General features: G+C 60.0%; 14 protein-coding genes. 12 read left to right on the top strand and 2 right to left on the bottom strand.

The window, feature by feature from the left end; all coding sequences use genetic code 11:
- The gene (pdxH, locus tag ABJH13_RS14770) at nt 1–606 is read right to left on the bottom strand and encodes a pyridoxamine 5'-phosphate oxidase (RefSeq protein ID WP_348406985.1); all 606 of its coding nucleotides are present in this window, start codon (nt 604–606) and stop codon (nt 1–3) included.
- Nucleotides 607–763: 157 nt separating this feature from the next.
- Here pdxH and fabI point away from each other — a divergent pair, with 157 nt between their 5' ends.
- The 8 genes from fabI to ABJH13_RS14730 all read left to right on the top strand — a co-directional run bounded on the left by fabI (nt 764) and on the right by ABJH13_RS14730 (nt 10,695).
- The gene (fabI, locus tag ABJH13_RS14765) at nt 764–1,570 is read left to right on the top strand and encodes an enoyl-ACP reductase FabI (protein WP_348406984.1); all 807 of its coding nucleotides are present in this window, start codon (nt 764–766) and stop codon (nt 1,568–1,570) included.
- A 40-nt stretch (nt 1,571–1,610) separates the two neighbouring features.
- Entirely contained in the window at nt 1,611–2,213 is a 603-nt protein-coding gene (locus ABJH13_RS14760) for a LysE family translocator (protein ID WP_348406983.1), read from the top strand.
- A gap of 4 nt (nt 2,214–2,217) precedes the next feature.
- The gene (gene gpt / locus ABJH13_RS14755) at nt 2,218–2,745 is read left to right on the top strand and encodes a xanthine phosphoribosyltransferase (protein WP_348406982.1); all 528 of its coding nucleotides are present in this window, start codon (nt 2,218–2,220) and stop codon (nt 2,743–2,745) included.
- A gap of 33 nt (nt 2,746–2,778) precedes the next feature.
- Nucleotides 2,779–3,960, top strand: coding sequence for an aminotransferase (locus tag ABJH13_RS14750; protein WP_348406981.1), 1,182 nt, complete (start codon nt 2,779–2,781; stop codon nt 3,958–3,960).
- A 77-nt stretch (nt 3,961–4,037) separates the two neighbouring features.
- The gene (locus ABJH13_RS14745; protein WP_348406980.1) at nt 4,038–5,879 is read left to right on the top strand and encodes a peptidyl-prolyl cis-trans isomerase; all 1,842 of its coding nucleotides are present in this window, start codon (nt 4,038–4,040) and stop codon (nt 5,877–5,879) included.
- A 2-nt stretch (nt 5,880–5,881) separates the two neighbouring features.
- Nucleotides 5,882–7,396, top strand: coding sequence for an anthranilate synthase component I (gene trpE, locus ABJH13_RS14740; RefSeq protein ID WP_348406979.1), 1,515 nt, complete (start codon nt 5,882–5,884; stop codon nt 7,394–7,396).
- Entirely contained in the window at nt 7,397–8,434 is a 1,038-nt protein-coding gene (locus ABJH13_RS14735; protein WP_348406978.1) for a succinylglutamate desuccinylase/aspartoacylase family protein, read from the top strand.
- Between the two features lie 197 nt (nt 8,435–8,631).
- On the top strand, nt 8,632–10,695 hold the full coding sequence (locus ABJH13_RS14730) for an EAL domain-containing protein (protein ID WP_348406977.1): 2,064 nt from the start codon (nt 8,632–8,634) through the stop codon (nt 10,693–10,695).
- A gap of 10 nt (nt 10,696–10,705) precedes the next feature.
- Here ABJH13_RS14730 and ABJH13_RS14725 read toward each other — a convergent pair whose 3' ends face one another.
- Nucleotides 10,706–12,292 (bottom strand): divergent polysaccharide deacetylase family protein, encoded by a 1,587-nt coding sequence (locus ABJH13_RS14725; RefSeq protein WP_348406976.1) that lies wholly within the window; start codon nt 12,290–12,292, stop codon nt 10,706–10,708.
- A 183-nt stretch (nt 12,293–12,475) separates the two neighbouring features.
- Between ABJH13_RS14725 and ABJH13_RS14720 the strand changes: the two genes are divergently transcribed.
- Genes ABJH13_RS14720 through trpC form a run of 4 tightly spaced genes read left to right on the top strand, consistent with a single transcriptional unit; the run spans nt 12,476 to nt 15,550 of the window.
- Nucleotides 12,476–13,057 carry an aminodeoxychorismate/anthranilate synthase component II gene (locus ABJH13_RS14720; RefSeq protein ID WP_348406975.1) on the top strand — a complete coding sequence of 194 codons (582 nt, stop codon included), beginning with the start codon at nt 12,476–12,478 and terminating at the stop codon, nt 13,055–13,057.
- The gene (gene trpD, locus ABJH13_RS14715; RefSeq protein WP_348406974.1) at nt 13,054–14,073 is read left to right on the top strand and encodes an anthranilate phosphoribosyltransferase; all 1,020 of its coding nucleotides are present in this window, start codon (nt 13,054–13,056) and stop codon (nt 14,071–14,073) included. The genes ABJH13_RS14720 and trpD overlap by 4 nt, the downstream gene beginning before the upstream one ends.
- The gene (locus ABJH13_RS14710) at nt 14,070–14,741 is read left to right on the top strand and encodes a uracil-DNA glycosylase (protein ID WP_348406973.1); all 672 of its coding nucleotides are present in this window, start codon (nt 14,070–14,072) and stop codon (nt 14,739–14,741) included. Before trpD ends, ABJH13_RS14710 begins: the two co-directional genes overlap by 4 nt.
- Nucleotides 14,738–15,550, top strand: a complete 813-nt coding sequence (trpC, locus tag ABJH13_RS14705; protein ID WP_348406972.1) for an indole-3-glycerol phosphate synthase TrpC — start codon at nt 14,738–14,740, stop codon at nt 15,548–15,550. The genes ABJH13_RS14710 and trpC overlap by 4 nt, the downstream gene beginning before the upstream one ends.

Raw genomic sequence — 15,550 nt, 5'->3', positions numbered from 1 at the left:
TCAGGGGTTTAATCTGATCACGGTCCAGTCATCACCCGGGGTCGCGCGGCGCCATACAAACCGGTCATGCAGGCGGAATTCTCCGTCGGCCCAAAACTCGATCTCCACCGGGGTAATTCGAAAGCCTCCCCAAAAGGGCGGCCGCTTGGGGCTGGCGCCTTTGGTTGCGGTGATTTTCGCAACTTCGGCCAATAACGCACCCCGGCTCGACAACGGCTGTGACTGTTTTGACGCCCACGCCCCCAGCCGACTTTTGAGCGACCGGCTCGCGAAATAGGCGTCTGCCTGCGGGCCGTCTTCTTTGGTGACCAACCCGCGCACCCGGATCTGACGGCGCAGAGTTTTCCAATGCATAACAAAAGCCGCCTTGCCCGCGCTTTCCAGTTCGCCGGCTTTTGCGCTTTCATAGTTGGTGTAAAAGACAAACGCCGCCGGTTCGATTTCCTTCAACAACACCATGCGCGCGTTGGGCAGGCCATCTACATCAACAGTGCTAAGGGCGATGGCGTTTGGGTCGTTGGGCTCGGTGACTTCGGCCTCGGTCAACCACCGCTGCGCGATCTCAAACGGGTCGTTGCCCGCAAATTTTCCACTAGGTTTGTCCATCGCAGGTCTCCGTCTTTGCGTACTGCACGAAGTGGTCGAACCGGGCAAAAGGTCAAGGCCCATTTCGCCGTCTGATCAAGCCACCTTGATGGCCCCTGCACAATCGCCTAAAGGACGTAGAGCAAAAAAGCATCACATGACACTCCGAGGGATTTCCATGGGAAACGATCTTCTGGTAGGCAAACGCGGGCTCATTATGGGGCTCGCCAATGACAAATCAATCGCCTGGGGGATCGCCAAGACCTGCGCTGACGCGGGCGCGGAACTGGCCTTTTCGTATCAAGGCGACGCGCTGAAAAAACGGGTGGACCCGTTGGCTGCACAACTGGGTAGCGAGATCGTATTGCCGTGTGACGTGGGCGACGAGGCGTCGATTGACGCCTTGTTCGACGCGCTCAAAGAAAAGTGGGGCGAGCTCGACTTTATTGTTCACGCCATTGGTTTTTCAGATAAAAATGAACTGCGCGGGCGCTACGTTGACACCAGCCGCGCCAATTTCACCCTGTCGATGGATATTTCGGTTTATTCGTTCACAGCCGTTGTACAACGCGCCGAAAAAATGATGCCCCCCGGTGGGTCGTGCCTAACGCTTAGCTACTACGGCGCTGAAAAAGTAATGCCGCATTACAATGTGATGGGCGTCGCCAAGGCCGCGCTCGAAGCATCGGTGCAATACCTCGCCGAAGATCTGGGCAAAGACGGCATCCGCGTCAACGCAATCTCTGCCGGGCCGATCAAAACGCTGGCCGCCAGCGGCATCGGTGACTTCCGTTACATCATGAAATGGAACGAATATAATTCGCCCTTGCGCCGCAACGTCACAACAGAAGACGTGGGCAAAGCCGCGTTGTTCTTACTGTCTGACCTCGGCTCGGGCACCACGGGTGAAAACCTGCACGTAGATGCGGGCTATCACGTGGTGGGCATGAAAGCCGTCGACGCGCCGGACATGGCCAAGGGATAACCCAAACCGTGCCCATGCCCCCCAACACTAGGCCCGTCCTATGACACTCGACACCATGATCGCGTTTAACCTTGTGCTGTTGGCCGCGTTGGCCAGCCCCGGTGCTGCGTTGCTGTATGCGATCCGCACGTCGGTGGTCTCGGGCCGTGGGGCGGGTCTTGCGACGGGGTTGGGGCTTGGCCTGATGGCGGCGCTGTGGACAATGGCGGCGTTGCTTGGGCTCGAAGCGCTGTTTGCGCTCTTTCCTTGGGCCTACACAGCGCTGAAATTTGGCGGTGCGGTCTATCTGATATGGCTGGCGGTGCAGACGTGGCGTCATGCGCGCGCGCCACTGGGCCAATCCACGCGCCCACCCGGACGCGCGTTTTTGTCGGGTGTGTTGATCAACGCGGGCAACCCCAAATCGGTGTTGTTTGCGGCGGCTGTGATCGTTGTGATCTTTCCCAAAGGGTTGGGCGCCCGCGACATCGCGCTGATCATGGCCAACCATTTCATCCTAGAGGTCATGTTCTACGGCCTCGTTGCGGTCTTTCTGTCCAGCGCCCCGGCGCGGCAGGGATATCTGCGCGCAAAACCGATACTCGACCGCATCGCAGCGACCTTATTGGGCGCATTAGGTGTGCGTCTGCTGACTGAAAGATAACCTCATGAGCAATGACCAACCCCGCCTGCCCCACGAAAAAGGCTTTCACATCAGCTGGGATCAGATCCACCGCGACAGCCGCGCCTTGGCGTGGCGGTTGGATGGCAAAGGCCCCGACGATGGCGCGTGGCGCGCGGTGGTGGCGATCACCCGTGGCGGCATGGCCCCTGCGATGATCGTTGCGCGCGAATTGGATATCCGCGTGGTCGATACGGTGTCGGTGAAATCCTACCATTCCGGCGGCGGCAAGGCCGATCAACGCCGCGACGCCGAAGTGATCAAGGCCCCTGATGCAGGCGTCATGGGCGATGGCACCGGTATTTTGATCGTCGATGATCTGGTCGACAGCGGCAAAACGCTCGAACTGGTGCGCAGCATCTACCCAAAGGCGCATTTTGCCACCGTTTATGCCAAACCTCAGGGCGAACCGCAGGTCGATACCTTTATCACCGGCGTCAGCCAAGACACCTGGATTTTCTTCCCGTGGGACATGGCGTTACAATACGTCCAGCCCTACCGTGGGGCCGACTGACCCGCCACGCAGATCGCCAGCAGGAGCACCCAGATGACCCTTTCGCGCACGGCTTCCACCTTTATGCCCCCTGTCATGGAGGCCCGTCGTTGGCTTGATGGGGTCACGTTTCCTGCAGATCGCCCGCTGATCAACGTCAGTCAGGCCGCCCCGGTTGACCCGCCCCCCGATGCGTTGCGGCGCGCCATGGCCGATGCCGCCCTGACCAACGATGAGGCCCATCTTTACGGCCCGGTTCTGGGGCTGCCTGCCCTGCGTGCGGCCTTGGCCGATGAAACCGCGCGCCTTTATGATGGGCCTGTGGATGCCGATCAGGTGGCCATCACATCCGGTTGCAATCAGGCCTTTGCCGCCGCGATTGCCACGCTTTGCGCTGAAAATGACGAGGTCATTCTACCGACGCCGTGGTATTTCAACCATAAAATGTGGCTGGACATGTCGGGCGTGCGCGCTGTCGCATTGGCGACCGACAGCAACCTGTTGCCCAGCATCACAGACGCCGAAGCATTGATCACCCCGCGCACCCGAGCCATTGCGTTGGTGTCGCCCAACAACCCCGCAGGTGTGGAATACCCACCTGCGTTGATCCGCGCGTTCTTTGAGCTGGCACAGCGCCACGGGATCGCCCTGATCCTCGATGAAACCTACCGCGATTTTCACGCCGCACCCGGTGCACCCCACGATGTGTTCCAAGACCCCGACTGGCCTGACACGCTGATCCACCTCTATTCCTTTTCCAAGGCGTACCGGCTGACGGGCCACCGTGTTGGTGCGATGATCACCGGTGCCGCCCGCCTGTCCGAGGTCGAGAAATTCCTCGATACCGTCGCGATCTGCCCCGGACAAATCGGCCAACACGCAGCCCTATGGGGCGTGCAGAACCTGCGCCAATGGCTGGCCGGTGAACGCGCCGAAATCCTGACCCGCCGCGCGGCGATCGCAGAGGGGCTGCCCAAAATCGCGGCCAAGGGGTGGCGCCTGTTGGGGTTAGGCGCGTATTTTGCCTATCTCGAGCACCCGTTTAATATGCCCTCGGATGTGTTGGCGCAAAAACTGGTGCAACACCAAAGCGTTCTATGCTTGCCCGGCACCATGTTTTGGCCCGCGGGCGATGCCGGGGGCGCACGCCAGATGCGGGTTGCCTTTGCCAATCTGGACCCACAGGGCATCGACGTGTTGTTTGACCGTCTAGCAGCCTTCGACAGCAACCTGTGACACCTCTTGCCCCTCGGGGCGGCTGCGCATAGATAGAACGTCAAATTGTGACATGCACGCAGGTGCGAGGGAGCGACATGGCCAAGGGTTCATCAAGCATTTCAAAGACAGCCGTTTGGGTCCTGATGGGCCTGCTCATTTTAGGGTTGGGCGGCTTTGGCGCCACCAGCCTAAGCGGCAATATCCGCACTATTGGCACTGTCGGGGACATGCCCGTGTCCATCGACACCTACGCGCGCCAACTGCAACAAGAAATGCAGGCCCTGCAACGCCAAACCGGTCAGGCGCTGCCATTTGCGCAGGCCCAAGCCATCGGGCTGGACCGTGTGGTGCTGCAACGCATCGTGACCCAGCGCGCATTGGACAACGAAGCGGCCAAAATCGGGCTTTCGATCGGGGATGCCAACCTGCGCGACCGGATCCTTGAGATCCCCGCGTTTCAAGGGATCGACGGTAGCTTTGACCGCGAAGGTTATAGTTTTGCGCTGCAACAAAACGGCATCAGCGAGGCCGAATTTGAAACGCAACTGCGCGAAGAGGTCTCTCGTACCTTGATCCAAGGCGCGATCCTCAGCGGTGTCGAAATGCCCGCGTCTTTTGGGGATACATTGCTGAACTATGTCGGCGAACGGCGCAGCTTTAGCTGGGCGCGCCTGTCCGAGGCCGATCTGGACACCCCCGTAGGCACTCCGGATGACGCGACCCTGCGCGCCCATTACGATGCCAACATCGACACATTTACCCTGCCCGAAACCAAACAGATCACCTATGCGCTGCTTAGCCCCGACGCGATGATCGACCAGGTTGATATTTCAGACGACGACCTGCGCGCCGCCTACGACCTGCGCGAGACAGAGTTTAACCAACCCGAACGTCGCCTTGTGGAACGGCTGGCCTATCTTGATGACGCCGCCGCAGATGCCGCCGCCGCCCGTCTGGGCGCCGACACCGATTTTGAGGCACTAGTGGCCGAACGGGGGCTGGATCTGGCCGATACCGACCTGGGCGATGTCACCCAAGACGCGCTGGCGGGGGCCGGTGCAGAGGTTTTTGCCGCCGATGTGGGCGATGTTGTGGGCCCCTTGCCCAGCACCCTTGGGCCTGCGTTGTTTCGTGTGAACGCGGTTTTGCCTGCGCAATATGTGTCCTTTGACGATGCCAAACCACAGTTGCGCCCCACCGTGGCCGCCGACCGTGCGCGCCGTCTGGTCGAGGCACAGGCCGAAAATCTGGATGATTTGCTGGCCGGTGGCGCCACGCTCGAAGAGCTGGGCACAGACACCGATATGATCGTGGCGCAGATCGGCTGGACCTCTGACAACAGCGACGACATCGCGGGCTACGAAGAATTCCGCCAAGTGGCGCAGGCCGTCACCTTGGATGATTTCCCCCAGATCGCACAGCTTGATGACGGCGGGCTGTTTGCACTGCGTCTCGACGAAACTCTGCCCCCTCGGCCTGCCCCATTCGAAGATGTGCGCGCCGATGTCGAAACCCATTGGCACACCGCCGAAGTCGAAGCGCGCCTGACAGCACAGGTCGCGACGTTGGTCCCACAGTTAAACGACGGCGCGACATTCGGCGCGTTGGGTTTGGAGGCCATCCGCGAAGACAACCTGTTGCGCAGCGACTTTGTCAGCGATGCGCCAACGCCCCTGATCGCGCGCGTGTTTGACTTGTCCGAAGGCGAAGTCACGGTCGAGGCCGACACCGGTGCCGTGATCGTACTGCGGCTGAATGCGGTTCAAGGGCCCGAAGCCAACGACGAAACGGCCGCCCTGCGGGCGCAACTGGCGCAACAGGCCAGTCAGGCCCTGTCACAAGATATTTACGAAATCTTCGGATCAGACGTCACGCTGCGGGCCAACCCGCAGATCAATCAACAGGCCTTGCAGGCCGTGCACGTTAATTTTCACTGACCATGGCCCTGACACCTGACTTTGATAGTTTCGCCGCGGCCCATTCAGAGGGTCGCAACCAAATCGTCTACACGCGGCTTGCCGCAGATCTCGACACGCCTGTATCGCTGATGCTGAAACTGACCGGCGCGCAGAAAGACGCGTTTGTGTTAGAATCAGTCACCGGTGGTGAGGTGCGCGGACGGTATTCTATTATCGGCATGAAGCCCGATTTGGTCTGGCGGTGTCGCGGTGACACCAGCGAGATTAACCGCACGGCCCGCTTTGACGCCGATGCCTTTACCCCGCAAGACGGCAACCCGTTGGATGTGCTGCGCGCGCTGCTCGCCGAGAGCCGCATTGACCTGCCCGATGATCTGCCACAGGCGGCGGCGGGGCTGTTTGGGTATTTGGGCTATGATATGGTGCGGCTGGTCGAACACCTGCCCGACGTCAACCCCGACCCGTTGGGCCTGCCCGATGCGGTGATGATGCGCCCGTCGGTGATTGCGGTGCTGGATGGCGTCAAGGGCGAGGTCACCGTTGTGTCGCCCGCATGGGTCAACGATGGCCAATCGGCGCGGGCGGCCTATGCCCAAGCCGCCGAACGTGTAATGGATGCGGTGCGCGATCTGGAACGCGCCATGCCTGTGGCCACCCGCGATTTGGGCGATGCCGACACCCCCGCGGCACCAGTCAGCAATTTCACCCACGAAGGGTACAAACAAGCCGTCGAAACCGCCAAGGATTACATCCGCGCGGGCGATATCTTTCAGGTGGTGCCGGCTCAACGCTGGTCGCAAGAGTTCAAGCAGGATCCGTTTGCGTTATACCGGTCGTTGCGCCGCACCAACCCGTCGCCCTTTATGTTCTATTTTAACTTCGGCGGCTTTCAGGTGATCGGGGCCAGCCCCGAGATTTTGGTGCGTGTGTTCGGCAACGAGGTCACCATCCGGCCCATTGCGGGCACCCGCCCCCGTGGCGCCACCCCCCAAGAAGACAACGCGCTCGAAGCCGATCTTTTGGCCGATAAAAAAGAACTGGCCGAACATCTGATGTTGCTCGATCTGGGCCGCAATGATGTGGGCCGCGTGGCCAAAATAGGCACCGTGCGCCCCACCGAAGAATTCATCGTCGAGCGCTACAGCCACGTGATGCATATCGTGTCGAATGTGGTGGGCGAATTGCACGACGACAAAGACGCGCTGGATGCGTTTTTTGCCGGCATGCCTGCGGGCACGGTGTCGGGGGCGCCCAAGGTTCGCGCGATGCAGATCATCGACGAACTCGAACCCGAAAAGCGCGGTGTCTATGGCGGCGGCGTCGGCTATTTTAGTGCAGGGGGTGATATGGATATGTGCATCGCGCTGCGCACGGCTGTGGTGCAGGATCAGACGTTGTATATTCAGGCCGGTGGGGGCGTCGTCTACGACAGTGACCCCGAGCTTGAATACCAAGAAACCGTGCATAAATCCAACGCGATCCGGCGTGCGGCGGCGGATGCGGCGCGGTTTTCGGGCAACGGCAACAGCGCGTAGATGCCTCGACAACCCTTTGATATTGGAGGGAAATGTGTTCAGCCAGGCACGGTTGAAACGGTGCATTTACCGGTGTCTATCCTGCCCGACCACACCCCCGTGACCCTGTCGGTACAGGTGCACCACGGCAAGCGCGACGGGCCGGTGATGTTTGTGTCTGCTGCGGTGCATGGTGACGAGGTCATTGGCGTCGAAATCGTACGTCGGTTGGTGCGGGCACCGCAATTAAAATCCCTGCGCGGCACGCTGTTGGTGGTGCCTGTGGTCAACAGTTTCGGGTTTCTCAACCGGTCGCGGTATTTGCCAGACAGGCGCGATTTGAACCGGTGTTTTCCGGGGCACCCTTCGGGGTCGCTTGGGTCGCGGCTGGCGCATATCTTTTTGCACGATATCGTGCTGCGATGCGATGTGGGGATCGACCTGCATTCCGCCGCCATTCACCGCACCAACCTGCCGCAAATCCGCGTGTCCCCGCGCGACCCCACCACGCAACAGATGGCCATGGATTTTGGCGCGCCGGTCGTTTTGACCTCGGCGCTGCGCGACGGGTCCTTGCGTGCCGAGGCCGCCGAACGTGGCACGCCCGTGTTGCTCTATGAAGCTGGAGAAGGGTTGCGGTTTGACGAAATGGCCGTGCGTGCGGGTGTCGCCGGGATCTTGCGGGTGATGCGCAGCCTGTCGATGCTGGCGGCCAAAGGCATCGCCAAGGCCAAAACAGCGCCCCATATGTGCAAGACCTCAACCTGGCTGCGTGCGCCCGCGGGCGGGGTGTTGCGGACGTTTCGGGGCGAAGGCGAAATGGTTGCCAAAGGCGATGTGTTGGCCACGGTTTCTGACCCATTTGGCAGGGTCGAAACCGACCTCTGCGCGCCCTCCTGTGGCATCCTGATCGGGCGCGCCATTTTGCCCGTGGTCAACGAAGGCGATGCGGTGTTTCATCTGGCCACCCTCAACCCCCAAGCCACGGATGCAACAGTCGAAGACTTGGCCGCGCAGCTGGAAACGGACCCGCTGTTTGATGAAGACGAGATCATCTGAACGGCACGTCTGCCGTCAAATTATCGAAAAACCAACTTAATATCGCGGTTTTTTGACGCCGCTGCATGCGGTTTTTTGCACCGCTCTTTAGAGAGACGATACCACTGATCGCTAGGTATGCAGGTCAGGGGCACGCGCGCCCCTTGCGACAACATACGACACCGTTTGGTTTGGTGAAAAGGGCAAGAAACCACTACATGGGATTTTTGAAGGCATTTAAACGCGCGGCGATCCGCAAGGTCTGCCTGACCCGGCCACAATCATTGTGGCGCCGGTATGTTTTTGCGTTGGGGCTTGTCACTATAATCATCACGGCGTCACATCTGACTTCGATTGAAAAAATACACGAATCCGAAGACGGCATACGAGACAGCCAGACCAGCAGCGTGCAGGTTATGCTCAGTCAACGCATCCTGTTTTTGATGCGAGAAAGCGAACACAGCGGGTCCCCCGAGACAAAGGCGCGGTTGCTCTCGGCGATCCGGTTGTTTGAAGACGGGCACATCTGGTTGACCCAAGAGGCCGAACTGTCCGCCGAATTGCGTGCGCTCTATTTTGACAATCCCGACTTTCTCCTAGATCAACAATCCAGGCGATTTATCGACATCGCGCGCCTTACTGTGACAACCACCGGCTCACAACAAATAGACATGCAAAACCAGTTGATTGAACTGGGGCAACAGCAGCTTCTTGGCGCGCTTCGGCAATCGGCTGTGTTGTTCAAACAAATGGTTATCGAACAAATACATTGGCTGCATACGTTCGAGGCCTTTGCCCTGCTCGGCGCGCTTGCCGTTTTGGTGATCGAAGCGCTGTTTATTTTTCTACCAGCGCAAGTGTCGGTCAGCCGTACGATTTTACGATTGGAACGGCGTGGTAGACAGCTCACCAACTCGTTTGAAGCCATTCGCGACCGCAATGCGCAGCTCGTCGCGGCCCGCAACAATCTGACACATGCCGCAAATCACGACGCCTTGACCGGCCTGCTGAACCGTCGCGCCTTATACGCAGCCCTCGCCGATATCGCCCCCCCAGGCGCCGGTGAGGTTTCTGTGAGCCTTCTTAAAATCGACCTTGATCGGTTTAAGGCGATCAATGACAGTTTGGGGCATAAGGCCGGCGATGACGTGTTGGTAGAGGTCGCCCGACTGTTGTTGGCACATGGTCGGCAAGGTGATCTTGTGGCGCGGATCGGCGGCGATGAATTTGTCATCGCGGTCAAAAATCCGTTTTCGGTTCAATATCTTGACCAACTCAGTAACCGGCTCATTCGGGCTATTGGGCAACCGATGATAATCGACGGAACATCATGCGAAATAGGGGCCAGTGTTGGCTTTACAATGGCGACGTCCAGCAACGCGACACCCGATCAGATGCTGATCGAAGCAGACCTCGCCCTATACAAGGCTAAGCACGACGGACGCGGCCAAGTCTGCGCCTATTCAGAGGGCCTGCGCGAGGCTTTTGATGACCGCCGCCGATTGTTTGACGAGATCGGCACCGCGCTTGCCAATGACCAGTTTGAGCCGCACTTTCAGCCTCAAATCTGTATGGAAACCGGCCAGATTTATGGGTGCGAGATTCTCGCACGCTGGCGCCACCCAGAACGTGGCATTATCCCCCCTGCCACATTCATCGCCGCCGCAGAAGAAGCCGGGCTCATTCGCCAGATTGACCTGATCATGATGGAAAAGGGTCTCAATGCGCTCGAGGCGATGCGCACGCAGGGTATCGCGCTGCGTGCGATTTCGATCAACGCGTCCGAAGCAACGCTACGCGACCCTCATCTGCCTGACAGGCTGCTCCAAGAGGTTCTATCGCGCGGTCTGGCTCCCGGCGACCTGACCGTCGAAATCCTAGAAAACACTCTCATCCAAAATGAAAAAGACGATGCGATTCGCACAGTCGAACAGCTCACTCAGACCGGTTTTTCCGTGTTTCTGGATGATTTTGGCACTGGCTATGCGTCGATGTCAAACTTGTCGCGGCTGCAGATTACCGGCATCAAACTGGATCGCTCTTTAATCGCGCCTATCCCCAATCCGCGCGCCGAAAGCATCGTATCGGCGTTGGTCGCCCTCTCCGCCAGCCTGAAAATGGATATTATCGCAGAAGGTGCTGAAACCAGCGACCAACTGTCGAAGGTACAAGAGCTCGGCTGCCATATCGTGCAAGGCTACATTGTAGGGCGCCCGATGCCGCAAGCCGCATTTGAAGAATGGTACGTCGAATTCACTCACCAATCACAGCGGCGCGCCTGATCGCCCCGCCTCAAGGTTGGGTCGTCAACGTCGCAGATACAGGCACCAACGCAACCCGCGCGGCCCGTTCCTGCAACCCCCACAACAACAGCGCTGCAATCGTATCCTCGCGCAAACGTCCCAACATAATCACCGTTCCGTCGCGCCCGGCGCGGAACGCCGCCTGATCCAGAAACCGGCGGATCACCGTCGGTGATTGGCCCTTACTGTCGAAATCTCGGAAAACCACCGCAGACGGAACACCCGAGCGCGCCGCCAGTTTCTGCACAGTGTTCAACCCTTTGTTTTGGGTGACAAATCCATGACCCGTTTTGGCAAGGATATCGACAACCTGAACCGCCGTATCCCGCGAGCCTTGCACCCCTTCTTGCACACCTTCCAACACCCCGATTGCCTCTGGCAAGGCATCCAACGCCACCGAGACCGATGTTTCGGCGTCTTGGGCTTTTGCGCCGACGGGCAGGTTTACCATCGCCAACACTTCGAACCCTTCGGCACGGTAGATCGCCATCCGCTCTTGCGCATCAGGCAATCGACTGTCAACCGCAAAGGTTATCGGATAGGGAAACCGGCGCAGAGCGGGCAATCCAATGCTGTCCTGTGACAGGTCAACACCCTCGTCCATCAAAACAACCGCCATCAACGGCTTGCCATCGGTTTCATCAAACACCGCCGCGAATTTATCGACCGGGCGGGGTTGGCCAGTTACGCCCCCTGCATCGGCACTGCTTCCTGGCAACGCCAACACACCCGCCGCCGCAGGGCGGTCATCTCTGAGGTTTGGTAATCGGTTCACCTGCACGTCTGGCGCCAACCCATCCAATGCCTCAACCGGGTGCCCGATGCTCGCCAACACGTCGTCCGGGGCTAATTGTGGCGCGTGCACCGTCTCGTCCGGCAGGTCGCGCAGCCCCCCCTGTGCCGTCTGCGGCTCTCGCCGGTCAGACAGGTGCGGCAAAGTCACGGCTGGTGCGGCCACGGTTTCATCCGAGGGCAAAGAAAGGGGCGCATCTGCACCACCGGCGCCCGCGTCCGTGAGGCCAAAGGGTTGGGTTTCCTGAGGTACATCCGGCAGCGGCGGCTGCGTTGGGTCGGCGGAAATAGATGCGCCAGACACCTGTGCAGGCGCCGCCGCAATGGCCAAACCGCCCGAACCTTGACCCGACGCGTCCCCAGACACAGGCGGTTCGGTCACCGGGGATGGCAGCCCGGTCGTCGGTGCATCTTGAATGACCGATACCTCATCCGCGCGGCGCACAATCCCGCTGGCGTCACTGTCCGCATCCACATCCGACAGGCTGGTGGCTGGCCCGGTTTGCGGCACAGCGGCGGGTTGATCTGCATCTTCGGTCAGGGCGGTTACAGTGTCACGTTCTGGCGCGGGCGACTGCGTGGCCTCTTGCCCTATGACCGGTCCGCGATCGGCGCGCGGCGGGGTCGCGTCGGGTAAAACCGCTTCGGGCGCTTGGCTGGTCTGGGGGGCCTGCACCGTCACATCCGGCGATTGCGGCGCAGGTAAAAACACCGACAAAAACACAACCGATCCCAGACTGACCGCACCGCCCCAAATAGCCCCTTTCAGAAATCCCTTTGACACGTCGTCCTTACCTTTTCCCGTCTCGAACCACCAACAGAGGCGCCACGCAAATGCGCCCTGCGGCCCTGCACATATGTCCTAGGTTTGGGCCTCTTGACGCAACGCCGCAAGCCTGAACATGTATGCACAACCTATACCGTGCTCGGGGCCCCGGCCTCCAGCCCCGAATTCAAAGTTTTGACCATGCTGCTGCTGATCGACAACTACGACAGTTTTACCTATAATTTGCTGCATTACGTTGGCAGCCTTGGCGTTGATGTGGTCGTGCATCGCAATGACGCGCTAAATGTCCAAGAGGCGATGGCCCTGAACCCCCAAGGGATCTTGCTGTCGCCCGGCCCCGGCACGCCAGATCAGGCGGGGATTTGCCTAGATTTAACCCGTGCTGCCGCAGAAACGGGCATACCGTTGATGGGGGTTTGCCTTGGGCATCAAACGATTGGGCAGGTTTTTGGCGGCGACGTCGTTCAGGCCAAAGACATCGTGCACGGCAAATTAGGGCACATCAATCACAACGCCACCGGGGTGTTTTCTGGCCTGCCTACCCCCTTTGCCGCGACGCGCTATCATTCGCTGGTGGTGGACCGCGACACCCTGCCCGGCGATCTTGAAATCACCGCAGAGCTAGAAGACGGCACGATCATGGGCCTGCAACACCGGGACCTGCCCATCCATGGTGTGCAGTTCCACCCCGAATCTATCCGGTCTGAACATGGGCATGCGCTGCTACAAAATTTTGTGAACGAGATGAAGGTCCCGGCATGAGCGACGCACTAAAGCCGTTGATCGGGGCCGCGGCGAATGGCCCGCTGACCAAGGCCCAAGCCGAAACCGCCTTTGGCATTCTGTTTGACGGCGAAGCCACGCCCAGCCAGATCGGCGGGTTGTTGATGGCCCTGCGCACGCGCGGCGAAACGGTAGATGAATACGCCGCCGCGGCCGCCGTCATGCGCCAAAAATGCAACCCGGTGCGCGCGCCCAAAGGCGCCATGGATATCGTCGGCACCGGTGGCGACGGCAAAGGTACGTTGAACATTTCCACCGCCACCGCCTTTGTTGTGGCGGGGGCCGGTGTGGTTGTGGCCAAACATGGCAACCGCAATCTGAGCTCCAAATCAGGGGCGGCAGACGCGCTGACCCAGATGGGGTTGAACGTCATGGTCGGGCCTGCGGTGGTCGAAAAGGCGTTGGCCGAAGCCGGGATCGGGTTCATGATGGCGCCAATGCACCACCCCGCGATTGCCCATGTTATGCCCACCCGCGCCGAACTGGGCACCCGCACGATTTTCAACATTCTGGGCCCGTTGACCAACCCCGCAGGCGTCAAACGCCAGCTCACGGGTGCGTTTTCCCGCGATCTGATCCGCCCGATGGCCGAAACCCTCGGCAAACTCGGGTCCGAAAAAGCATGGCTGGTACATGGATCCGACGGCACCGATGAATTGACCATTACGGGTGTGTCTTGGGTCAGCGTGCTGGGGCTGGACGGTCAGGTGCAAGACATCGAAATCCACCCCGAAGATGCGGGTCTGCCCGTGCACCCGTTTGAGGCCATTATCGGTGGCACCCCCGAGGAAAACGCCCGTGATTTCGCGGCATTGCTGGGGGGGGCGCCGTCCGCTTACCGCGACGCGGTTTTGTTGAATTCTGCGGCTGCTTTGTGTGTGGCGGACGCGGTCAGCGACCTCAAGGAAGGGGTCGAACGCGCCGCCCATGCCATCGACAGCGGCGCAGCCCGCGCTAAAATCGACGCGGTCGCCAAGATCACCCAATCCGCATGACGGGCTACCCCGTTGATGCGCTGGGGGACTGGGCGCGCCTGCCGTTTTTCCAAGACGATTGGCCCGGTTTGCAAGCCCGCCTCGCGCAGGACACCCGCCAGATTTTGCCGCCCCCACGCCAAGTGTTTCGAGCGTTAGAACGTGTCGCCCCCGATGCTGTGCGCGTCGTCATTTTGGGGCAAGACCCCTACCCCACGCCCGGCCACGCACATGGTCTGGCCTTTTCGGCTGATGCCAATGTTCGCCCACTTCCACGATCTTTGTCTAACGTTTTCAAAGAGATGGTAACCGATATCGGCGCATGCCCTATGTCGGCGGATCTGTCGTTTTGGGCCGACCAAGGTGTTTTGTTGCTCAACACGGTGCTGACGGTCCCGGCGGGCGCGGCCAAAGGGCACGACAAATTGGGCTGGCAGGTTCTGACGGCGCAGGTGCTGGACCGGTTGGCGCACACCCCACGTGCCTATCTTTTATGGGGGGCCGGTGCGCAAAAAGTCGCGCGGGACGTGGACCCAGACGTGAACCTCAAGATTGAGACCGCACATCCCTCGCCGCTTTCTGCGCGGCGGGGCTTTTTTGGGTCGCGCCCGTTTAGCCGCACCAATGCGTGGTTGCAGGCCCGCGACCTGCAGGCCATAAACTGGGCCAACCCGTCGGAGGCCGCATGACAGATACCATTCTCGACAAGATCAAATCTTATAAACTCCAAGAGGTCGCGGCTGACAAAGCCGCCAAACCCTTGGCCAAGGTCGAGGCCGAAGCCCGCGATGCCCCCCCGGTGCGGCCCTTTGCAGATGCGTTGCATCATGCCACGATACAAGGTTACGGGTTGATCGCCGAAGTCAAAAAAGCAAGCCCGTCCAAGGGGTTGATCCGTGCCGATTTTGACCCCGCGACCCTGGCGCAGGCCTATGCCGAAGGCGGTGCCACGTGCCTGTCTGTTCTCACCGACACCCCTAGTTTTCAGGGGGCAAAATCATATTTGGTTGAGGCCCGCGCGGCCTGTAACCTACCGGTTTTGCGCAAAGATTTCATGTATGATACCTATCAGGTCGCCGAAGCGCGCGCCCTTGGGGCCGATTGCATTTTGATCATCATGGCCTCTGTCAGCGATGATCAGGCGCAAGAGCTCGAAGAGGCGGCGATGGAGTGGGGCATGGATGCGCTGATTGAGGTGCACGACGCAGAAGAGCTCGCCCGGGCCAGCCACCTAAAAAGCCGCTTGATGGGCATCAACAACCGCAACCTCAAGACCTTTGAAACCTCGCTTGATACCACGCGGACGTTGTCGCGGGACGTGCCCGAAGACCGGTTGATTGTCGCGGAATCCGGGCTTAGCACGCCGGATGATTTGGCCGATTTGGCCCGCTATGGCGCGCGGATTTTCCTGATTGGCGAAAGCCTGATGCGCCAGCCAGATGTAGAAACCGCAACACGCACGTTGCTGGCCAATCCGATGACCGCCGGGGGCCTTTGA

Source organism: Roseobacter sp. (genome assembly GCF_039970775.1).
GTDB lineage: Bacteria > Pseudomonadota > Alphaproteobacteria > Rhodobacterales > Rhodobacteraceae > Roseobacter.
Note: the sequence above shows the minus strand (reverse complement) of the source record. Positions and strands in the feature narration are given on the sequence as shown.